Genomic DNA, 25,527 nt, shown 5'->3' on the forward strand with positions numbered 1-25,527 from the left:
GTCTTTTTTTGTTGTATGGACGCACTATATCAATGGAAAAACCGTGATAAAAGCCTCAAATCAAGGTTAAGAGAAGGTTAGCGATTACGCAAACGTTTAGGACTGGAATTACTGATAATTTTACTTATTGTGTTGATTGATAATAACGATGACATTAATAGCTCAAACACCATTGAAAGTAAGGGAATATTTACATATGATTGAAAATGATAATTATTTTCAAGTGCTGTGTTTATGTATTTTATTATTAGCTTGCTCGTGTTTTTTTTGCTGTATATCAGAACAAAACCGAACTCGTGGTGTGCGGGGATTCATATCGTAAGCCACTTTTGTATCGTTGCATTTTGTCCTGCAATTTATGTTGTTCAATATTTAATCGTTACGTTTTTTTCGTCACCGATATTGATTAAGCTGTCATCACGCTCCGGTGTATACAACATTCTCATTGCTTTTCTTCCATTATTGATCGCAACCGGCAGTCTGGCGTTTAGCTGAATGATTTCATCTCTCTTCTTTTCTTAAAACAACTACACTTAATTAGAATAAGGTATCAATTTCATATAATTATTCGATATCTACGCGTCAGCACATGTGTCACATTTCTGTGACTACGAGTAAGTTTTACTTATGTTGCTCGGTAGTAGGGTATTTATCGATTGTTTAATGATTCAATACTTAGTTTAATCGCATAAAGGTGTGCAGTATGCCGCACTAAATTAATAAGAAATTATCTAAAAAGGTTAATGGGAAACGTAAGCCATTAGCGGAGGTCAGATGAGTACGCACACGGTACCGCAGAGCGCGATTGTAAATGCTGTCAAAGGTGAAGTTTTGGTTTTGGGCCTGGATGGAAACGTTAAGGTCATAAAAGCGGGGGATGAGTTAAGACCTGGCGAGATTATTATCACAGAAAATAATGCTTCTCTCGACGTACAGATAAATAATGAGCTTTATCTGGTCGATGCAAATTGTGTTGCTTGTCTTCCTGTGCCTTCTTCTGAATCACTAGAACCAGTATTGGTACAATCTCCAGTTAATGGCTTGGTGACTTTTGACCCAACGGCTATTGGAAGTGCTGACTTCGACGCCAACGATATTGCCGCTATCCAGCAAGCTATTTTAGACGGAGCTGACCCTACCGCTATCTTAGAAGCAACAGCTGCTGGCGCAGGTGCTGAAGGCTCGGCTAATGCTGGCTACGTGACGGTTGAATATAATAACCCGGAAGTACTCGCGTCTACTTTTTTTGAAACGTCTGCGACTCGCAGCGGAGAAGATGATCGCGACGAAGATGACGGTTTGAATGTCACGATCTTTGCTGATGGTGGGCAGTCACTGCAATCTAGCGTAACAGAAGGCTCAATTTCTCTATCTAGCTACCCGCAAACCATTTCTTCTAGTGTGCTGGTTGAAGCAGGGGATCTCGCACTTGATACTGCTTCATTTGTACCTGAAACGTCCTCATTAGAGTCTTTGTTAACCGAGTTAAATAGTGACATTACCTCTGGTGGTCAGCCAGTAGCGTTCGTTTACGACGAAGCGCAAAATGCCATTATCGGCACTCAAGGTGGTAACGAAGTGCTTCGTATCGAGATCGAAGTGACATCTTTAGGCCGTGATTTAGAGTTAGAGGTCGTTACCACGATTAGCCAGGGTATTGACCATGTTGCGTCTGTTGCTGATGGCCAAGTATCTATCGTCGGTGATCAAATCAATATCGCTTTTGACATTACAGGCGCAGATATTGGTGGTAATAGCATTCAAGCGCCTATCGATTTTACGACAACCGTTATTGATGGCGATGATCCTGCGCCGCAGAACGTTACTTTTGAAAACGTTGAATCTTCTTCTACACCAATTACTGGCACTTTTGTTGATATTGGTAGTGATCAATTGGCAACGGTCACGTTTAATCAAGAAGGACTTAGTCAGTTCGATGGCCTACTGAGTGATAATCAGGCGACAGAAGCGGTACTCTCTGAAGACGGCAGTACTATCACCTTGTCCATTGCGGGCTCGAATGAAACCGTCTTAACCATCAGTTTGAATACTGATGGTACCTACCAATTTGAGCAATTTAAGCCGTTAGAACAAACAAACGGTGAAGATACGATTGAGCTCTCTTTGCCAACCACAATCGTCGATTTCGACCAAGATACGGCAAGCAACACCTTTACGATGACCATCCTCGATGGCGATAATCCAGTGATTGAGAACGTGACGGGCTTGTCTTTAGACGAGGCGGGGGTTGACCAAGGTTCACAGGAAGGCGCGGCAGTAACAAGTGGTACTGGGTCGATCACGACAGCGGTCGGAAGTGACATCATTGATCACTATGAGTTGGAACCTACAGAGTTCAATGTTGGTGGAGAACTCCAATCTCAAGGGCAGGTTGTTCAACTAGAACTAGCGTCCGAGAGTAACGGCGTACGTACTTACGAAGGCTTCATCGAGCTGGATGGTGTGCGTATTACCGTATTTGATGTGGCGATTGATGCACCTGCATTGGGCGAATACCAATTCAACTTGTATGAACAACTTGACCATACGGGTGCTAACGATGACTCGCTCACTTTCTCACTGCCAGTTTACGCGGTAGATGCGGATGGTGACCGCTCCTCTATTACCGAAGGTTCGAACACACCAGAAGCTGCGCAAATTGTCATTCAAGTTCAAGATGACGTTCCTACGATTGATGGCGTTGAGGCACTAGCCGTCGATGAAGACGATTTATCAAGCATCGGCTCCGATCAAAGCGATTCTGTGCTCGCGCAAGGCAGCTTCACGACGACTCAGGGCTCAGACCGTGTTGTAAGTTATCAATTAGAGAGCGGCACTGATCCACTCAATGGGTTGGAATCACAGGGTCGATCTATCTCTCTGACGGAAACAACTAACTTAGATGGCAGCTTTACCTATTCTGCAACGGCAGAAGGGGACGCTATCTTCACCTTACAAGTGAACCCTGACGGTTCTTATTCATTTACCCTTGAAGGTCCAATAGATCATGCTGTGGGTAGCGATAGCTTAACGCTAGACTTCACTATTGTCGCAACGGACTTTGACGGTGACACCAGTGCACTTGTTCTACCGGTTACCATTACTGATGATGTGCCAACCATTAACGACGTTGTTGCTCTTACTGTTGATGAAGATGACTTAAGTTCGGTAGGCTCTGACCAATCACAGCCGACGTTGGTTGAAGGTCAGTTCACGACGACTCAGGGTTCTGATGGCGTCGTACAGTATCAGTTGGATGTAAGCGCTGATCCATTAAATGGCCTGCAATCTCAAGGTCAAACCGTTTCCATTGCCGAAACGCAAAATGCAGATGGCAGTTACACCTACAGTGCAACGGCAAATGGCAGCGCAGTCTTCACATTAATTTTGAATACTGATGGCTCGTACAGTTTTGAGCTGCAAGGTCCAATCGACCATGCGTCAAATAGCGACAGCTTAACCCTTGATTTTAGCGTTATTGCTACCGATTTCGATGGTGACACAAGCCAAATCGTATTGCCTGTTACTATTGTGGATGATAAGCCGACCATTACCGATGTCGATGCGATTACCGTTGATGAAGATGACCTAGGCACGATTGGTTCGGACCAGACTGACCCGATTTCTATTGATGGTAGCTTCACCACCACACAAGGCTCTGACCGAGTGGTAAGTTATCAGCTTGATGCTTCTGCAACACCAGTTGACGGCCTTACATCACAAGGCGTGGCAGTCACACTGACTGAAACCGCAAATGGTGATGGCAGCTTTACTTACGAGGCGACAGCGGGTACTGAAGCGGTCTTTACGCTGACAGTGAATACTGATGGTAGCTATAACTTCACGCTTGAAGGTCCAATCGACCACGCAGTAGATAGTGATGAGTTGACACTGAACTTCCCAATCATCGCAACCGACTTTGATGGCGACACCACAAACGCTACGATCCCTGTGACGATCGTGGACGATAAGCCAGTGATTACTGACGTCGACGCAATCACGGTTGATGAAGATGATCTAGCGTCAATCGGTTCAGACCAAAGCAATCCAATTTCTATTGATGGTAACTTTACCACCACGCAAGGTTCAGACCGAGTGGTGAGCTATCAGTTAGATGGCTCATCAACACCAGTTGACGGTTTAACCTCGCAAGGTTTAGCGGTCACGCTAACAGAAACCGCAAACGGTGACGGCAGTTTCACTTATGAAGCGACAGCGGGTGGCAACCCTGTATTTACTTTGATAGTGAATACTGATGGCTCTTATAACTTCACGCTAGAAGGGCCAATTGATCACGCTGTTGATAGTGATGAGCTGACACTCAACTTCCCAATTATCGCAACCGACTTTGATGGCGACACCGTTACTGAAACCATTCCAGTCATGATTGTTGATGATGTACCGACCATTACAGCGGTGGATGCGTTGAGTGTCGATGAAGATGACCTTAGCGGCGTGGGCTCAGACCAAACTGACGCTGTGTTCGTTGAAGGCGCGTTTACGACCACTCAAGGCTCTGACCGAGTGGTGAGCTATCAACTGGATTCAACCGCTGATCCTGTTGCGGGTCTGACCTCTCAAGGTGAGGCGATTACCTTGGTGGAAACCGCGAATGGTGACGGTAGCTTTACCTATGTGGCGACCGCAGACGGCAATCCTGTCTTCACGTTGAATGTAGCAACAGATGGTACGTACGACTTTACGCTGCAAGGCCCGATTGACCATGCAGCAAACAGCGACAGCCTGACGATTGATTTCCCAATTATTGCCACCGATTTTGATGGTGATACGACTTCGGCAACCATTCCAGTCACGATTACGGATGATGAGCCAATCATCGATAATGTTGTGCCTCTGGCTGTAGACGAAGATGATTTATCAGGTATTGGCTCAGACCAAACTGACGCTGTGTTTGTGGAAGGCGCGTTCACGACCACTCAAGGCTCAGACCGTGTGGTGAGCTACCAACTTGATTCAACTTCGGATCCTGTCGCAGGTTTAACTTCTCAAGGTGAGCCTGTCACTTTGGTAGAGACTGCGAATGCTGATGGCAGCTTTACTTACGTGGCTACCGCGGATGGCAATCCTGTCTTCACCATGAATGTGAATGCTGACGGTACATACAACTTCCGTCTGGAAGGGCCGGTCGATCACGCGTTAAACAGCGATGAATTAGTACTGAACTTCCCAATCATTGCTACAGACTTTGATGGCGATACGACGATTGCGACCATTCCAGTCACGATTACTGATGACGTTCCAACCATCGATAACGTTGTTCCACTCACGGTGGACGAAGATGACCTTGCCTCAATTGGCTCAGACCAGAACGATGATGCGTTTATGTCGGGCTCTTTCACCACAACTGAAGGCTCGGACAGCGTTGTTAAATACCAGCTTGATGCAACCGCAGATCCAGTAGCAGGGTTGACCTCTCATGGGGAGCCTGTCGTGCTTGCTGAAACTGCTAACGGCGACGGCAGTTTTACTTACACAGCCACAGCAGATGGCAATGCCGTATTTGAATTGGTGGTGAAGCCAGACGGCAGCTACACCTTTACTCTGCAGGGCCCACTAGACCATGCGGTGAATAGCGACAGCCTGCAAATCGACTTCCCGATTATCGCAACAGACTTTGATGGCGATACGTCGACAGAAACACTACCTGTCACCATCGTTGATGATAAACCAACCATCACTGACGTAGACGCAATCCGTGTGGATGAAGATGACTTAGCGACGATTGGCTCTGACGGCTCAGATCCAATTTCAATCGATGGCAACTTCACTACAACGCAAGGCTCTGATGGGGTAGTAAGCTACCAATTAGATACTGCTGCAACGCCAGTTGATGGTCTAACATCACAAGGTGTGGCCGTCACGGTGGCTGAAACCGCAAACGGCGACGGTAGCTACACTTATGAAGCGACAGCAGGAACTGAAGCCGTATTTACGCTGACCGTTAATACGGATGGTTCATACAACTTCACGCTGCAAGGTCCAATCGACCATGCGACAGACAGTGATGAGCTGACACTGAACTTCCCAATCATCGCAACGGATTTTGATGGTGATACCACCACAGAAACGATCCCAGTCACCATCGTGGATGATAAACCGACCATTACCGATGTTGATGCGATTACTGTTGATGAAGATGATTTAGGCACGATTGGTTCGGACCAGACTGACCCGATTTCTATTGATGGTAACTTCACCACCACACAAGGCTCTGACCGAGTGGTAAGTTATCAGCTTGATGCTTCTTCAACACCAGTTGACGGCCTTACATCACAAGGCGTGGCAGTCACGCTGACTGAAACCGCAAACGCTGATGGCAGCTTTACCTACCAAGCAACAGCAGGCACTGAGTCGGTCTTTACGCTGACAGTGAACACTGATGGCTCTTATAACTTCACGCTTGAAGGGCCAATCGACCACGCGGTAGATAGCGATGAGCTGACACTCAACTTCCCAATCATCGCAACAGACTTTGATGGCGATACCACAAACGCCACGATCCCTGTGACGATCGTGGACGATAAGCCAGTTATTACTGACGTCGACGCAATCACGGTTGATGAAGATGATCTAGCGTCAATCGGTTCAGACCAAAGCAATCCAATTTCTATTGATGGTAACTTTACCACCACGCAAGGTTCAGACCGAGTGGTGAGCTACCAACTCGATGGCACATCAACACCAGTGGACGGTTTAACCTCGCAAGGTGTGGCTGTCACGCTAACAGAAACTGCAAATGGTGATGGCAGTTTTACCTACGAAGCAACAGCGGGCTCTGAAGCGGTCTTTACGCTGACAGTGAATACTGATGGCTCTTATAACTTCACGCTAGAAGGGCCAATTGATCACGCGGTTGATAGTGACGAGTTGACACTGAACTTCCCAGTTATCGCAACCGACTTTGATGGCGACACCGTTACTGAAACCATTCCAGTTACGATTGTTGATGATGTACCGACCATCACAGCGGTGGATGCGTTAAGTGTCGATGAAGACGACCTTAGCGGTGTGGGCTCAGATCCAGGCGGCGATCTATTCGTAGAAGGGGCGTTTACGACCACTCAAGGCTCTGACCGAGTGGTGAGCTATCAACTGGATTCAACCGCAGATCCTGTTGCGGGCCTGACATCTCAAGGTGAGGCGATTACCTTGGTGGAAACCGCCAACGGTGATGGCAGCTTTACTTATGTGGCGACCGCAGACGGCAATCCGGTATTCACGTTAAACGTAGCAACAGATGGCACTTACGATTTTACGCTGCAAGGCCCGATTGACCATGCAGCTAACAGTGACAGCCTGACGATTGATTTCCCAATTATTGCCACCGATTTTGATGGTGATACGACTTCGGCAACCATTCCAGTCACGATTACGGATGATGCACCAATCATTGATAATGTCGTGCCTCTGGCTGTAGACGAAGATGATTTATCAGGCATTGGCTCAGACCAAACTGACGCTGTGTTTGTTGAAGGCGCGTTTACGACCACTCAAGGTTCAGACCGTGTGGTGAGCTACCAACTTGATTCAACGGCTGATCCTGTTTCAGGTTTAACTTCTCAAGGTGAGCCTGTTACTTTGGTGGAGACTGCGAATGCCGATGGCAGCTTTACTTACGTGGCTACCGCGGATGGCAATCCTGTCTTCACCATGAATGTGAATGCTGACGGTACATATGACTTCCGTCTGGAAGGGCCAATCGATCACGCGTTAAACAGCGATGAGCTAGTACTGAACTTCCCAATCATTGCAACAGACTTTGATGGCGATACGACGACCGCGACCATTCCAGTCACGATTACTGATGACGTTCCAACCATTAATAACGTTGTTCCACTGACAGTAGACGAAGATGATCTCGCTACAATTGGCTCAGACCAAAACGATGATGCGTTTATGTCGGGGTCTTTCAGCACAACTGAAGGCTCAGACAGCGTTGTTAAATACCAGCTTGATGCAACGGCAGATCCAGTAGCAGGGTTGACCTCTCATGGTGAGCCTGTCGTGCTTGCAGAGACAGCAAATGGTGATGGCAGCTTTACTTACACTGCCACAGCAAATGGCAATGACGTATTTGAATTGGTGGTGAAGCCAGACGGCAGCTACACCTTTACTCTGCAGGGTCCACTAGACCATGCGGTGAATAGCGACAGCCTGCAAATCGACTTCCCGATTATCGCAACAGACTTTGATGGCGATACGTCGAAAGAAACACTGCCTGTTACCATCGTTGACGATAAACCAACCATCACTGACGTAGACGTGATCCGTGTGGATGAAGATGACTTAGCGACAATTGGCTCTGACGGCTCAGATCCAATTTCAATCGACGGCAACTTTACTACAACGCAAGGCTCTGATGGGGTAGTGAGCTACCAATTGGATGCGGCTGCAACGCCAGTTGATGGCCTAACATCGCAAGGTGTGGCAGTGACCCTGACTGAAACTGCAAACGGTGATGGTAGCTACACTTATGAAGCGACAGCAGGAACTGAAGCAGTATTTACGCTGACCGTTAATACGGATGGTTCATACAACTTTACGCTGCAAGGTCCAATCGACCATGCGACGGGTAGTGATGAGCTGACACTGAACTTCCCAATCATCGCAACGGATTTTGATGGTGATACCACCACAGAAACGATCCCAGTCACCATCGTGGATGATAAGCCAACTATTACCGATGTCGATGCGATTACCGTTGATGAAGATGATTTAGGCACGATTGGCTCAGATCAAACTGACCCGATTTCAATCGATGGCAACTTCACCACCACACAAGGCTCTGACCGAGTAGTGAGCTATCAGCTTGATGCTTCAGCAACACCAGTGGCTGGACTCACATCACAAGGCGTGGCAGTCACACTGACGGAAACCGCAAATGGTGATGGCAGCTTTACTTACGAGGCGATAGCGGGGAGTGAAGCGGTCTTTACGCTGACCGTGAATACTGATGGTAGCTATAACTTCACGCTTGAAGGTCCAATCGACCACGCAGTAGATAGTGATGAGTTGACACTGAACTTCCCAATCATCGCAACAGACTTTGATGGCGATACCTCTGCTGAGACAATTCCTGTCAAGATCGTTGATGACAAGCCGACACTTGGTGGAATCGAAGCAACAAGTGTGCAAACGGTTGATGAGGATGATATCCCAACAGTCGGATCTGATGGTACACAGTCGAACAGCATTGCCGGTAACTTCATCGCGACTGATGGTTCTGATGGCATTGTCGAGTACAGCGTTTCTGACCTAACGACGCCAGTACAAGGCCTGACCTCTGGTGGTCAATCTCTGGTTATGGTTGAAGTATCAAACGCAGGTGGCGTTTCAGTTTACGAAGCTCGTATTGATGGCACGACGACACCAGTATTCCGTGTAACCCTCGATGCCTCTGATGACAGCTACACGTTCGATTTGCTCGCTCCTCTAGATCATCCAAATGCTGATGGCCAAAATGAACTAATCATCAATTTGCCGATAAACGCGACGGACTTTGATGGAGATGTGTCGAACAACATCACCTTACCAATTACGGTTGTGGATGATGTTCCGACCATTGATGGTTTACTAGCAGGCAGCGAACAAACCGTTGATGAAGATGACCTACCAGCAGGTACGGATGCTGCAAGTACAGAAGATACTGTTATTTCAGGTACTTTTGATATCACCGAAGGTGCTGACCAAGTTGCTTCTATTCAGCTGAGTGACCTGACCACGCCTGTTGCGTCACTGACTTCAGATGGTGAAGCTATCACCTTAGTTCTGTCTTCTAGCGCAAACGGCGTGAACGTATACCAAGGTGTTGCTGGCAATCCTGCTGAAGTGGTTTTCGAACTGACGCTGGATGCAACGAACAACTCCTATGAGTTCGATTTACAGAAGCCGCTTGATCATCCCGATGGTAATCAGCAAAACGAGATTGTTATTAACCTCCCTGTGACGGCGACAGATAATGATGGTGATACTTCACCAGCCTTCACATTGCCAATTACCGTTGTGGATGATGTTCCAGTTGTTACCAATATTGAAAGTCTACGTGTCGACGAAGATGACTTACCTCTTGGTTCTGATGGAACGAAAGAGCCATTAACGGTATCAGGTGAGTTCGAAGTTACTAGCGCAGATGGTATTGATGCTTTCGAATTGGATCTAAGCTCAAATCCTATCCCGAATCTGAAATCGGGTGGAGAAGAGGTAACACTTTCTCAAGACGTTGGTGCTTCAACTGCTGACGCGCTTGTTTACGTGGGACAAACTCCGGGTGGAGTGACTGTCTTCACGTTGACACTTCATCAAGATGGTAAATACGACTTTGAGTTATCTGGTCAGTTAGATCACGCGGTTAACTCTGATGAGATTTTGTTGAATCTACCTGTGAAGATCACGGATGGCGACAACGATATCATCACTGCGACCTTGCCAGTGACGATCGTAGATGACAAGCCAACCATTGATGCTATTAGCTCTGGTAGTACCTTGTCTGTGGATGAGGATGATATTCCGAGCCAAGGTTCGGACGACACGCCAGAATCCAATATCATTGGTGGCAACTTTGACGTTACTGATGGTGCCGACTCTATCGTTAGCTTCCAGTTGGATAGCTTAACGTCGCCTGTTTCTGGACTTACCTCAGGTGGTCAACCGCTTGAGTTGGTTGAGTTTTCAAATTCAAACGGTGTGATTGAGTACCGAGCTTATGTACAAGGTACGACGGACACCGTCTTTAAACTGACGCTAAATGGTTCAGCAGACAGTTATGAATTTGAACTGTTGGGTGCACTTGATCATCCTGCGGGTAACGATGAAAACTCGTTAGTCATCAACTTCCCAGTCAACGCGACCGATTTTGACGGCGATGTGTCCAATAACATCACCTTGCCGATCACAGTAGTGGACGATGTTCCAGCGATTGTGAAAGTGACAGACTCAAGCCAACAAACCGTTGATGAAGATGATCTTGCTGGTGGCTCTGACACGACAAGTAGTGATTCAACGGTATTGAACGGCGGATTTGAGGTCGTTGCTGGTGCAGACAAGATTGTCAGCTACCAAGTTTCAGACCTCGATGCAGTCGTGTCTGGCTTAACGTCGAACGGCAGCAGCATCGAGTTGAATCTAGTAGGCACGAATGGTGGAGTAACCAGTTACGAAGCGGTTATTACTGGCACATCAACTAAGATCTTCACGCTGTCTCTTGATGCGAATAATGACAGCTACCAATTTGAGCTGTTGGGACCAATCGACCATGACGCTGTTCAAGGTGAAAACAACCTTGTCATTGATATTCCAATTACAGTAACAGACTTTGATGGTGACACGTCATCATCACTGAATCTTCCAATTACCGTGGTTGATGACATTCCCGAAATTAAATCAGCAGATGCTTTGGCTGTTGATGAGGATGACCTTGCCAACGGCTCTCAGGCAACCAACAAAGACAGCCTAGAAGCAACGGGCAATTTCGATACGGTGGAAGGGGCAGATACCGTTGTCTCTTACCAGTTAGATCTTACTTCTAACCCGATACCAGGAGTAACTTCAGGTGGTCTTGCGGTGACGTTAGTTCAAACCGCGGTAAGCAACAACAACTTTACTTATCAAGGTCAAACACCTGATGGTAAATCAGTGTTCACGCTAGTTTTGAACGCTGACGGCTCTTACAAGTTTACGCTTGAGGGTGCGCTAGATCACTCAACTCAAGGCGAAGATACACTCATACTTGATCTCCCAGTCTTTGCGACCGATGTCGATGGCGATACGGCCGGTATTAACTTACCAGTGACGATTACCGATGATGTTCCAACCTTGCACGATGCGTCTATTTCACGTGTTGAGGGACAAGGCAGCCGCACGGTTCGTTTATTCCGAGACCCTGTAGAGGGGGATGATGACCTTGGTGCTGACGGCGCACAAGTGACTTCATTCTCGGCTGATGATTCAGGCATTTACTTTAAGCAAAACGGTGTTGATTCTGATTCTGTCGATTTGAACGGCAGCGACCAAGTCGTATTTGTTCACAAGGTTCTTGACGGAGTGGATACTGAAATCGGTCGTTTGGTTGTTCGAACCGATGGCAGTGTGTCATTCCGTCCGAATGACGATCTTGACCATACCGAAACCGACTCGATTGATTTCACCATCAACGTTGTTGCAACCGATGGTGATGGCGATATCGCAGATGCCGATGTGGATATCTCGATAAGAGACCGCAATGCGCAAATTGACACGTCTACCGTTACTGCGTTCGAAGACCAAGGGCGTGATGGTGTCGTTGTGGGCGTTGACTCTGCAAACACTCAGGACAACTTGTCGACGCTGGATGTTAGCCCTGCGAAAGTCGACTTGGTTATCAATTTACATGATATCGACCGTAACGAGAGCTTAGGTGACATCACTATTCGAGATGCTGATACTCACAACGGTACGTTCTACTACCGAGACGGCAGTGGCAACTACATTGAATTAACATCTGTGGGCAATACGGTTGTTCTCGACGCATCAAATGTTGAGCAGTCATTCAATGGTGAGCTTGTCTCGTTAGATAACTTGTACTTCGTACCAGATCGTCATACATCAACCGATGCTTCTGGTATCGATCCTCGTATCCGCGTGGAAATTCTTAACAATGGTACGCCAGATCATACGATTAATGGTCGTTTAGACATTGAAGTTGCTGCCGTCGCAGATATTGCAACGTGGACGGCAAGCAGCGAATTTAACTACTCGGTTGATGAAGATGGAAACAATGTCGCACTTAACATCACGGCTGAAACCCAAGACACTAGTAACCCTGAAGGCATTGTGTACGAGCTTGTCTTTACACAAGGAGAAGGTAACGCAGAGTTAGTCTATTCAGATGGTAGTGCGATACCAAAATCCGGTGGTGTTTATCTGGTGGATGCAAGCCGAATTGATGAAGTTCAAGTTGATCCGATAGATAACTTCTCGGGCGAAATCAGAATTGATGTCACCGCTATTACGACGGAAAACAACAATCCACTGCTTGGGAAAGATACCGCTCGCTCAGAAACCGAAACCATCATTATTGATGTAAACCCAGTTGCGGATAAAGGTAGTTTTACTGTAAATCGAATTAATGTGTTTGAGGATAACGCTCGAACTCAAAATACGGTAGACCCTGTCACTGATCACGACCCACTCCAATTAAGTGAAGTGATCACCATGAAACCATCAGCGGACTTAGATGGTTCTGAAGCGTTATTTGTGCGCATTTCTAACTTCTCAATTGATGGGGTTACTCTGGTGTGGCTGGACTCAGCAAACCCAAGTCAGATAGTAGAAGTGACCGATTCAGGCGGCAATATACTTTATTACGAAGTGCCAGAGTCTGAATTAGCGAACGTCGAAGTTCTTCCTCCGTTGCACAGCAATGATGACTTTACTTTCAATGTCGAAGGCATTGTGAAAGACACAGCATCATTGTCTACCGGTACGACAGAAGATGTGTTGTCACTGGGCAGTAAGACCGTCATCGTTGGTGTAAAAGGTGTTGCTGACATACCAGACACGGTATTAATTGACGCGGGGAACGTTTGGAACCGATTCGTAGACGGAGATGTGGCCGGGATAGAGACGACTATTGAAGAGAATGGTGTTGTAAACCTCAACTTCTCGGTTGTATCAGGTGAAGTTGCCGATAGACCACAGGATGATTCAGAAGCCATTACTGTTATCCTGTCCAACATCCCCGACGGTGTTCGTGTCGTAGATTCAGACGGTTCAAGCGTTGACCTCACCTTTGTTGGCTATGATGGTAACGGTCAACCGATTTACGAAGCAAACATCACTGGGCTGAATTTTAATTCCGGTATTCAAATTATTCCAGAAGCCTCTTCAACCGAAAACATTGCGATTACAGGGACGATCATTGTTACCGAAAATGATGGTCATAGTCGTGTGATTGAAAGAGAGGTAAGGATCAAGGTCGAACCCGTTATTGACGCTCAAGATAACTACGTTGTTCGATCGGAGGGAGATGAAGATACGCGCTTTGACATCGATTGGAAACCGACGCTCGTACAAAGCCCTGATACCGATGAATTCTTTAGTGATGTAACCATCTCTGGATTTCCTCCAGGCAGCACGGTCTATGTAGATGGTGTGGCACAAGCGCTTGTTTCTGGAACACTAACGCTTTCACCGCAAGCTGGTGAATCAGAGCAAGATTTTTCCGCTAGAATCTCTCAAAGTGGCTATGTTCAAGTCCAGTTGGAGCAGGATTCAAGTACTGACTTTGACTTGACCACAACCGTCACTGTGAAAGAGATTGACCATGAATATGTTGACGCTTCGAATCCCGGTGAAGGTATCGCAGAGAAAACCATCAATGGTACGGTGAATGTCCAAGTTAATCCAATCGTTGAGCCAGAGGATAAGACGGGGGCAATAGACGACCAAACCCGTCTGCTTGTCACTGAAAGTGGTGGTGGTGCTACCGATATCGTGAAGTCAGACGATCAAGGTAACATTGACTTTACGATCAACACTTCTATGGGGGGCGAATCTGGTGCTCATATCATTAAATATCAAGAGTTTGATGCGTCTTCAGATGAAGTGGTGACTCAACTTGTTGTTCAATTTCACAATGTGGACCCTGAGATCCTCAACCAATTGGTTATCGTCGGTGCACTAAATGAAGGTGGAGGTCGTTGGACAGTAACTAATGAAGACAACTTCTCAATTAAAGCGCCGTCTGGACTTGATTTAACACCAAACGATGACAGTGACGATGGCGATAACGGTGGTCTCTCTCAAATTGGCTTAACCATTTACGCAGAAGTGAATGATTTGGGCGAAGATTTGGGCAACGAAAAAGATGCGACGGTCATGCGCCAAACGGATGTGACACTTGAATTTCCTACCGTTCTCACACCGCAAATGAGTGTAGCGGCAGAGATTCAGGTGGCTGATGATGTCCAAATTCAAGCGTTGGAAGACAATTCTATTAACCTTGGTGCTCAGTTAACGTCGAAAGTTGATGCGATTAATGCAGATGGCGTGGAGGATGTCTTGACTATTATCGTCGATCCTTCAGCTCCTGGTATTCCTCCTGGTTTGGTGATCACGGGGACGGATATCGACTTTGTCAATGGCAAATACGTGTTCCAAGCCCATATCGATGCGAGTGGAAATATTACTGGCCTTGATGGTTTGACGATGCACTTGGCAGAAGATTACGCAGGTGATTTCGAATTACCAATTCGGTTCGTCACTAAAGACACTGAGTCCGGTGATGAAAAAGAAAATAATGTTCAGTTTCCAGTTCAGGTTTTACCGGTTGCAGACGTTCCGAGTTCAGCCGGGGATCAGCCGTTGGATAGCGATGTCACACCAAATGTAAGAGTAGATATCGTCGGTACTTTCGGCTTGGATGCAAACAAACAACCTGTGACTGATCTAAATAACGACGTTCCCACGGCGGATGGTGTTGGTTACGAAGATGGCTTAATCCAACTTAACTTGAGTGTTGATTTTGCCGATCAATTTAACAACACTCAAGGTGGTCGAGAAACACTAACGAACATCAAGTTAGAGCTTGATGACACAACATTAGGTGAGTTTGTTGATGCCAATGGTAACAGCTTAGGAACCAGTATTGAGTTTAATGAAGCTGAGATTTTAGCTGGTGCGCTTGACAATGTTCTGTTTAAGCCAAAAGAAAATTACCCCGTAGGTGGTGGCCAAAATACCGTCAAGATTAATATCGAGGGAGAAATTACTGATGAAGCTGTGTTTGATCAGTCTATCTTGAATAACTCTGGCGATAATATAGATGTAAGAACTTTCACTGACGATGTCACATTTGAAGTTACGCCAGTCGTTGATGACATTACCATTACAGGTGCCGATCCGACGCAGCCAATCACGGTGATTGGCGACGAAGATACTTTAATTTCGCTTAATCAATCAGGGTCTGGTGTTTCGATCAGCCTGAACGATAATGACGGTTCTGAGAGTTTCGTTTCACTCAAGTTAACGGGGCTTCCTGATGACTTTATCGTTAAATCCAATTCCTCTGATTATGTTGTTAAGAACAACGGTGGGGGCGAATGGAGTATTCAACTAAAAGATCTCACTCAGACGTCCATTGACCTGAGTGACATCCAAATTAAACCGCCAAAACACTTTAGTGGCGAGGCTGAGATAGGTATTACGGTCTTCATTCAAGAGGAGTTGCTACAAGTTCCAACGGAACGAAACAACAACTTTACGCTGATTGTTAATCCTATTGGTGATGATGTTGATGTGAATCCCGATACTTCGGCTGCAGGTAATGAGGGCGAAGACATTGTTATTAATGTAAATGCGTTAGTGGTTGATAACAAAGAGTCCATCGGAGATGGTGCAAACTACCAGGAAAATGATCCAGAGACGCTGAGAGTTGAGGTCTCCAATGTCCCTGATGGGGCGAGTGTTTCATTACCTGATGGGACCGTGTTTACTGACCAAGGCGGCGGCATTTTTGTCTTAGAAATCAATACTCAAGACTTGGATCAAGTGGTGTTTAATTCTGGGGATCGCAACGATAACTCATGGGATGGTTCGCTGCATTTCAAAGTGCAAGCCGTTGATACTGGGCTCGATGGCAGTCAAAGCTTGGGCTCCGCAGAGGAGTTTGATGTCACTGTTGATGTTGAAGCAGTGAACGATCGTCCAGAGTTCGTCAATACCGTGGATGTGGAAACACCAGAAGATACGCCAATGCTGCTTGATGGTTTCAGCATTACCGATATTGATGCCGTACTCGATGATCCGAATGCTGAATATGTACTCAATGTGAACGTCGACAGCGGTATCTTGGAGCTTAATCCAACGCTCATCGCTACTTACAACCTAACCGTGAGCGGTGATGGTACGGACTCCGTTGAACTGAAAGGTACAGTGGCCGATCTAAACAATGCCATTGCAGACGGTCTGATTGAGTTTAATCCAGACCTGAACTTCTTTGGTGACGTTCAGGTGGACGTGACAGTCGATGACCAAGGTAATGAAGGTATCGTAATTGGTGGGGTAGATGACACCCTAAATACCAACAGCAGCAGCTTCAATATTGAAGTAACAGCGGTGAATGATACCCCAGAAACTACGCCAGTGACGCTACCGGATATTGAAGAAGACAGTGGTGTGTTCTCCATCTCTGAAGCGGATCTTATTGCGAATGCGACAGACGTAGAGAACGATAACCTCACGGTCAGCAATGTTCAGTTAACGGATCCGAATTCGGGCAGCATTACTTTCAACAGTGGCACGGGAGAGTGGGAATTTACCCCAGCACCAGATTACAACGGTCCAGTTGAAATCACGTACACCATTACAGATGATGGCACGACAAATGGTGCATCCGATCCTAAATCGGTTAACGGCAGCGCATCGTTCAACGTAACGGAAGTCAATGATGCTCCAACGACGTCTGAAGTGACACTTTCTGATATCGCAGAAGACAGTACGGCGGTTGATATTACCCAAGCTGATTTGTTGGCGAATGCGTCTGATATTGAAAACGACACCTTGATGGTGAGCAATGTCCAGTTGGTTGATCCAAGCAGCGGCACATTGGATTTCGACAACGTAACAGGTACATGGTCATTTACTCCTGCGCCTGGCTACAACGGCAAGGTCGATTTGACCTACGACATTACCGACAACGGTACAACGAACGGTGTTTCAGATCCTCAAACGGTGTCAGGAACGGCGACCTTCGAAGTCACTGAGGTGAACGATGCACCGGTAACATCAGAGGTAACGTTGAGTAGTACCGAAGAAGATGGTGGTTCGGTAACTATTACGGCTACTGAGTTGCTGAGCAACGCAAGTGATCCTGAGTCAGACAACTTGACCGTCGATAATGTTGCGTTAGTGGACCCAACTTCCGGCACGCTGACTCAAGTGAGTGCGACAGAGTGGACGTTTGAACCCGCAGCAGATTTCTTTGGTGACGTTAATTTCACTTATGAAATCACAGATGACGGAACCACTAACGGCGCTCCAGACCCAATTACAATCGCGGGCACAGCAGTGTTGAATGTTGAAGCGACCAATGACGCACCTGAAATCACTGCAACGTCGGTAACGGATACGATCAACGAAGCCAATGGCCAGAAAATAACGGGTATTAGTGTGAGTGACGTCGACTTTGCGGGCGCACAAGCAAATGAAAGCATGACCGTGACTCTTACAGTTACCGAGGGCGACCTTCGTGTCGAGCCGCCAGCAGGTAGTGGTGTGACTGTTGGGGCGGGGATGGCTGGTGAAATCACCCTAATGGGCACACCAGATAATATTAACTCCGTTCTTGGAGCAACAGACGCTTCTGAGGGTGTATTTGTGGATGCAGGAGATGTCAACGCAGCTTCAATCACTTTATCGGTGAAAGTCGAAGACAACGGTGTGTACTTCGAAAATGCATCGGGTTCCGCATTGGAGGCGAATCAAGACTTCACTATCAATGTGACACCTGTAGCTGATGCACCTACATTGAATATCAATCCTCAGTTTAATTACATTCGTCAAATTGCGGCTAGCCAAACCGCGAGCAGTCAAGGTTTAGCGATTGTCGGAATCATGGCGGCGCTTACTGATATTGACGAGGTGCTGTCTTTGGAGCTAACGGGCGTACCAGCTAGTGCTGAGGTAACAAGTGGCGTTTCTCCATCAGGTATTAGCTTCGATGGTACCACTTGGACAGTACCAAGCGATGAAATTGATACGCTAGAAATTGTCGCAACAGATACTAACAGTGGTATTGATGTCGGTTCTTACGATATTTCGCTTACGGCGATATCAACGGAATCTAATGGCGATGAAGCGCAGTCTTCACCTGTCCAAATTAGTTTGGATGTGAGTAGTGATAGCGACGATATTGACCAGTCAACCGCAGTGGACGACAGCTATTTAGTCGGCGGAGACACAGGTACCAACTTGATTGGTGGAGACGGTGACGACGTTATTCTGGGTGGTGATGGTGATGACGTGCTTATCGGTGGCTTAGGTTCAGATATCTTAACGGGTGGAGACGGCAGCGATATCTTCAAGTGGACGGTAGATTCCGTTGATGAAGGGGCAGTGGATACCATTACTGACTTCACTGTTAACGAAGACAGTATCGATTTACGTGAAGTTATCTCTGATCTCAATAACTCAATGATCGACATGGATGATCTGCTTGGTCACATTTCAGCAGACTACGATGCATCGACGGAAAGTGTTTCTCTGAACATTACGACGGATGCAAATGTTCAACAGACTATTGTCGTGGAAAACTTAGGTACTTCAATCGACTTCAACGGTCTCAGCTCCAATGAGATTGTAGAGTCATTGCTGAACAACGGTGTTATTGATAACGGATAAACCTGTATATAACACAAAAATGGGCGGCGCTGATAAGCCGCCCATTTTTTTCGGGAACGCTTGATTTTAAACAGGAGATATTTGAATCGAAATAGAAAGCAAGAACGAAGCAAAGGGGTTATCTTGTTACGACGTTATAGTGATAGTTGGAAATTAAAATAGCGATAATTTGACGTTAAATCGCCTAAACGTGGATGTCTAGCAAGCTGCCAATGATTTCATTGTTTTTCTCTATGACAGACGCGCCAACTCGGTTATAACCAGCGGCTTGTGCGAGGTTGATGAAAGATTCAACTTTTTGAGAGGGAAGGCTAGGTGTTGAGGCTGTTATTGCGACATCCGCAACCGCAGCTAAATCGATGTTGTGATCAGAAAGCTCTTCTTTTACCTTACTTACATTATTGCTAATGCCATGTGCAGCTTTCTCGGCCATTTGTTGTGACATCTGAACGATGTGGTATCCAGATTGAATTCCCGATACAGGCATATCACTACTCCCAACATTATGATAGTGAGAGCATAGGTGGAGTTTATAAAACGTTCAAGTGTTTTATATCAATGACTTGATTAGGCAAACAGTTTGGCAAGCATTTCTCTTTCTTCACCAGATAGAACCGGTTTTTGCGCTTTATTTAGTTTCACGCTGATCTCACCTTGTAATGACTTTAACTGACTTGCCGTTAAATCACTGAGCTTTTGCTTAAGTTCATTAAATTGTTGTGCGTTCATCTCAATACCTTCGTCGTGATTCGGTTTATCCGTCGTTGCCCGAAATTCTTCATCCTTTGGATACAACATATTTATTCAACCAAAATAGATTAGAATTTGATCGATTGCTTTTTGTCCGAATATTGTCAAGGTGTGTTAAGTGATACGTCAGATTTTTCCTAAGAAGGTACATAATTACCCACTTTGGGGTAGATGGAAACGTAAAAAGAAAAAGGGAAGCGATATAGCGCTTCCCTCTTACATATGGTTTGAATGTTACTAACTTACCCTGACGGCAAACTTACTAGCAAGTGAATGAAGCTCTGGGAGCATGCGATAGATAAGATGAAGTTGCTGCAATACCATGCGGGCAGAGCTGTCGTCTTCATCGCGCCATTCGTTTAAGCGTTGCTCGAGTCCAGCATCATCAATATTAGATAGGTCACACTCCTCACAATGCTGGTGAAGCTGTTTATGAAGTACATCCAGATGCTGATGAATACAACGGTGAGCATCTAAAACGAGTTTATGAATTGACTCATCTTCGATGCGAGTTCTGTGCGCGCCTAATGCAGAAATATAGTTCAACATTGCGTGATTTAACGTTAGGAAGCGAAAACTTTCATCAACAGCTGCGCGATATTTGCCAGGCTCCGCCAGCATCGTACTAATCGCAGAAGATAGTGAGGCATCATTATTGTGGGCCTGGCGGCGAGCGATACGGTAACTCAAATTGTCTTTCTTGCCGATTCTATACTGACCAATGATCTGATCGAGATACTGCTTGTTCGCCTCTATCGCATCCGACATAACTTTGTGAAGCCTTCTCGACTGCCAGTCGGGCAAAATAACTAATACAGCTCCTACTGCAAGCACACACCCGATGAGGGTATCTGCTAGTCGAGGAAGGACAACTGCGTAACCTTCACCTAGTTGATTAAATAAGAAGAGGACGAGCAGTGTAATAAAACCAGTCGCGTACCCATAGTTGTTCATCCGGAAGGCGAAAAACATCACACCAGAGATAACGATAAATACTAACTGGCTTTCTTGAGAAGGGAAAAAAGTCAGCAATGGTACACCAATCAACAAACCAGCTAATGTACCTATTACTCGCGCAGTCAATTTTTGGCGAGTGGCACTGTAGTTCGGTTGGCATACGAATAAAGTGGTTAAGAGTATCCAGTAACCTCGGTCGATGTTGAATATTTGAATGATTCCATAGCCAATCGTTAAGGCAATTGACATACGTAATGCATGCCGAAACAGCATCGAATCTTTGTGTAAATTTGCTGATATACGCTGCCACATCGCCTTTAGCGTGTGTGGGTTGGTATCGGCGAGGGTATCTTCTTCTAGGCCTTCTACATCTGGGTTGTTAATGTTATTAAGTTGTTTTTCTACCGTCGCTAAGTTGTTGAATAAATATGTTAACTGCATCAGCAGACGTTTCCAGTGCCCTTGCTTTTGTTCTTCTAGATAAGCAAGAGAGTTCTGTACTTCAGCTAATGCCAGAATAGATTGATCGGTATGGGAGTATTCATTTCCTAGCTGAATGGCTAGTGCAATATCACGACACGCTTGGGCTTGAGACTCCAAAAGATATTTAAAACGAAACAGCACATCAGAACGTTCAAATTCGGTCGCTAAATCCTGATAGCGATAATGGCTAGAACTGACGCGTTCGTGAATGTCTTGAGCGATGAAATAAATATTTAAAAATCGGTCACTAGGCCCATCAATGTGACCCCGTTTCGATCGGTTAAGTAATGTGGTTTTACAAGCGTTTAGTGCCGTAACCGTGGCAGCATTGCATTTTGCAGCTTCAATCCGTAGCGGTTGTGGCGTCAAGTTGGTCGCAGGGTGAAAAAGCTTGGCTTTCGCATCAAGATAATTCGCCATTTGGAAGAACACATTGGCTAGGCTTTGTTGCACAGGTTGAAGGGGCCAAAATATCTGCCAAATCATGGACATGAAGTAATACCAAGCGGCACCGGTTAAAAGCAGTAGTGGCTGAAACCAAATGTTGGTGCTTTCATGTGCGCCAAGCATAGTATAAATAGCGATCAGCAACGAACCAAAAGCAATACTCGCGTACTTAGGACCTATCGCCCCAAGAATGATGAAGCCGAAGGTTGAAATAAATAATCCCAACGCAAAAGCCCAAGGGGTATCGAACAAGATTTCAATTGAAAAAGCAGCAAGCGCAAAACAGAGAAAGGTGAGAATCAGAGCCTTGATGCGTCCAGTGAAACTGTCATCACTTTCAGCCAAAGCAGCAGCAATAACGCCTAATATTAATGGCGTTATCAGCGTGTTTTGCTCGAAGTACCAAGTTGGGATAACCACACCCAGTAAGGTAATGAGGATAAGAACGCTGTAATTTATCGTCTTGTTTGCCCAATATAGCCGAAATTTAGAAGTTGCTTGCACAATGCGCCTTATGTTTCCGATGAAGAACAGGGGGAATACTACCAGACCCACTATAGCGCGTTTATGATTTACTTTAAGAAAAATTCGTGGTTGCTGATAAAATCAGCAGGGATGTCATTGACTTATATTAAAGCTACCATGTCATGTATTTAGGATTGTAAAGCCAGCTTCAAATAACCTCAGCTTTAGGTTATTAAATCGACAGTAATGTGAATTTTATTAAAGAATAGAAGAAGAAGCTTACTTAGGAGCTCGCCGTTGCTACAATTTAGCGCCTTAAAATGATATAAATCGACAACTTCTAAACTAAAAGGCGCACGTTTCATGCAGCTTACTGCCACTAGCAAAGCACAGTTTTTTATTCAAAATGAGTACCATCACGTCGAAATAAAAGAGAACAGTGTTTTATTAAGCTCGATAGGCAGTGAAGAACATATTCCTTTTACGATCTGGAATGGCAAAGTTAGCGTAAAGCGTGGGTTATTATGGAGCTCTTTACAGTTTTTTGCTCATGAACACGAAGGCAAACAACAAAGCTGGCTAGTCCAAGGTTTACCGTGGCCACAATGCCGAAAGTTCGCGCTTGAGGCCGTTCGTCAATATCAAGAGTGGCACAACACTCAGTGCCGAAAACTGGCTGAGTATCTACCTAAGTGGGAAGAAGAGCTTTACAAATTAAAGCACTTGCCTGCTTACTTATCGCATTCTCAAGTGGTCTCCTGGGTTGAAAGTCTTAACCAAGAGTTAAGCGAGATGAAAACCACCCTAGAAGAAGCCAAAATGCGGATGCCGAATCGTATGTCGCAAATAGAGCCTTGGCTCATTGATACCTCTGAGGCGCTTGGTGAACGTAATCGCGATTGGCTAGAAGCAGAACGTCCAAATTGGGAAGTGCTGTTTAATCAAATTGAATCCTCTCCTTTGAATTTATCCCAGCAATATGCGGTATTACTCAACGACGACCACAACTTAGTTCTTGCTGGTGCCGGCTCGGGCAAAACCAGCGTTTTAACCGCACGAGTTGCCTATTTGTTGCAAAGCCATCAAGCTCAAGCAGAAGAGCTTCTCATGTTAGCGTTCGGTCGTGATGCGGCGACTGAAATGAAAGAACGCTTAGTAGATAAAGTGGGCATGGCGGCAGACGGTGTGCGCGTAAACACATTCCATCAGTTGGGTTTGTATATTCTTAAACAAGTCGAAGAGCAACCTGTCGAAATTAGTCCTTTAGCGTTGGACGAAAATCAACGAACAGCATGGTGTGTAGACTGGTTGAAAAAACATTGGATGACACCCACCAACTTTAAACGTTGGCAAAAACATTTAGACAAATGGCCGATTGCGTACCTAAAAGGGGATGATGAGTTAGGAAGCCATTCAGAAAATCCAAAACTGATCGCTTGGCTAGATTCGCAGCTGTCTCATTTAGCGTCGGTAGGGTTGACCAAAAAGCAAGTACAAGAAAAGCTCGTAAACCACCAAGACTATACGCGTTTAAATAGTGAACTCGCCTTATGCTGGCCATGTTTTACAGCGTGGCAAAAAATGCTTAAAGAAAGCAACCAAGTGGATTTCCCAACCATGATCAGTCGTGCGACAGATTATGTGAATAAAGGAAAGTTTGTCTCGCCATGGCGCTTTATTATGGTCGATGAGTATCAAGATATCTCTCCAGATCGTCTGGCATTGATTGAAGCACTGTGTGAATCCACTCAGAAACAAGCAGGTGCCACGTTATTTGCTGTTGGCGACGATTGGCAAGCGATCTATCAGTTTGCAGGAGCGGATGTCGATCTTATCACTGGCTTTAAAGAACGCTTTGCTCACTCTACCGTTCATCACTTAGATACAACTTATCGTTTCAACAATCAGATTGGTGATGTAGCGAATACATTCGTGCAGCAAAACCCATCGCAGTTGCCGAAAACACTAAACAGCCACAAACAACGCAAGCAGAAGAGCGTACATACCGCGCCGAGCAATCAAGTGGAAAAGATCTTGGATCACTTGAATCAACAAGCCAAGCAAACCAAGTCAGTTTTATTGCTAGGACGTAACCATTATCATAAGCCCGATTTGTTCGACGATTGGTTGCGACGTTTCCCTAATCTCGATATTCGCTTTATGACTTGCCATGCGAGTAAAGGACGCGAAGCTGACTTTGTGATTATTCTTTCTGTGGATGAGGGGCAATTCCCCGCTAAGAAGAAGCAAATTCACATTGATGGTGCGTTGACGGAGTCCAAAGACAAATTCCCTTACGCAGAAGAGCGCAGGCTATTTTACGTGGCGATTACACGTGCGAAAGAGAAGGTTTGGATCACGCATACTGGTGCGGGGTCTGCATTCGTTCAAGAGCTCGTTAATGGTGACTATCCCATCGTGACTTCCCGTTAAATGCAACGTTTAGAATGTTAAAAACAGCAAAGGCGATACTTGGTATCGCCTTTGCTTTATTTGGTTGGCATCAAAGCTTACATACGCTCAGCAAGATAGGCTTCGTAATCCGGCACTTCGATGTCTACTTCTTGCTCAAGAAGAGGGGAGTTAAACAGGAACTTAGCGGTGGCTCGGTTCGTTGCTACAGGAATATTCCAAACACTAGCAATACGAAGAAGCGCTTTAACGTCTGGGTCGTGAGGTACGGCATTCAGTGGATCCCAAAAGAAAACGAGAACGTCGATTTTGCCTTCTGAAATGAGAGCGCCTAGTTGTTGATCACCGCCCATCGGACCACTGATCATGCTCTTGATCGCAAGTCCAGTTTCTTTACTTAGCATGTGTCCTGTCGTGCCAGTTGCGTAAAGGAAGTGACTCTGTAGCTTTTCTTTGTTTTCTTTTACCCAGCGAAGTAGCTCAGGTTTGCAGTTGTCGTGAGCAACCAAAGCCACATGTTTATGGGTTGGCATGGTACGAATGGTTTTTTGCATCAAGATGTTTCCGTTTGTATGATTTTAAAATTGTTGTGACTCAATAGAACACGTTTTTGGTCTT

Annotated in this window: 6 protein-coding genes; 2 read left to right on the plus strand and 4 right to left on the minus strand. The window is 45.8% G+C overall.

Annotated elements, in window-relative coordinates; all coding sequences use genetic code 11:
* The first annotated feature begins 774 nt into the window (after positions 1-774).
* Complete coding sequence (locus R7P64_RS17020; protein WP_318123739.1) at positions 775-19,395, plus strand: retention module-containing protein; 18,621 nt, start codon at positions 775-777, stop codon at positions 19,393-19,395.
* A 184-nt stretch (positions 19,396-19,579) separates the two neighbouring features.
* Here the strand turns inward: R7P64_RS17020 and R7P64_RS17025 are convergent, their stop codons facing one another.
* From R7P64_RS17025 to yccS, 3 genes are all read right to left on the minus strand, one after another.
* Positions 19,580-19,882 (minus strand): hypothetical protein, encoded by a 303-nt coding sequence (locus R7P64_RS17025; protein ID WP_318118941.1) that lies wholly within the window; start codon positions 19,880-19,882, stop codon positions 19,580-19,582.
* An 80-nt stretch (positions 19,883-19,962) separates the two neighbouring features.
* Positions 19,963-20,193, minus strand: a complete 231-nt coding sequence (locus tag R7P64_RS17030; protein WP_005376575.1) for a hypothetical protein — start codon at positions 20,191-20,193, stop codon at positions 19,963-19,965.
* A 189-nt stretch (positions 20,194-20,382) separates the two neighbouring features.
* A complete protein-coding gene (gene yccS / locus R7P64_RS17035) occupies positions 20,383-22,536 on the minus strand; it encodes a YccS family putative transporter (protein WP_053303489.1) in 2,154 nt (717 codons plus the stop codon).
* Between the two features lie 324 nt (positions 22,537-22,860).
* Between yccS and helD the strand changes: the two genes are divergently transcribed.
* Positions 22,861-24,930 carry a DNA helicase IV gene (gene helD, locus R7P64_RS17040; protein ID WP_213898393.1) on the plus strand — a complete coding sequence of 690 codons (2,070 nt, stop codon included), beginning with the start codon at positions 22,861-22,863 and terminating at the stop codon, positions 24,928-24,930.
* Positions 24,931-25,007: 77 nt separating this feature from the next.
* Here helD and R7P64_RS17045 read toward each other — a convergent pair whose 3' ends face one another.
* The gene (locus R7P64_RS17045; RefSeq protein ID WP_005376571.1) at positions 25,008-25,463 is read right to left on the minus strand and encodes a methylglyoxal synthase; all 456 of its coding nucleotides are present in this window, start codon (positions 25,461-25,463) and stop codon (positions 25,008-25,010) included.
* Positions 25,464-25,527 lie beyond the last annotated feature (64 nt).

This window comes from Vibrio sp. 2304, from assembly GCF_033339475.1.
GTDB classification, from domain to species: domain Bacteria; phylum Pseudomonadota; class Gammaproteobacteria; order Enterobacterales; family Vibrionaceae; genus Vibrio; species Vibrio alginolyticus.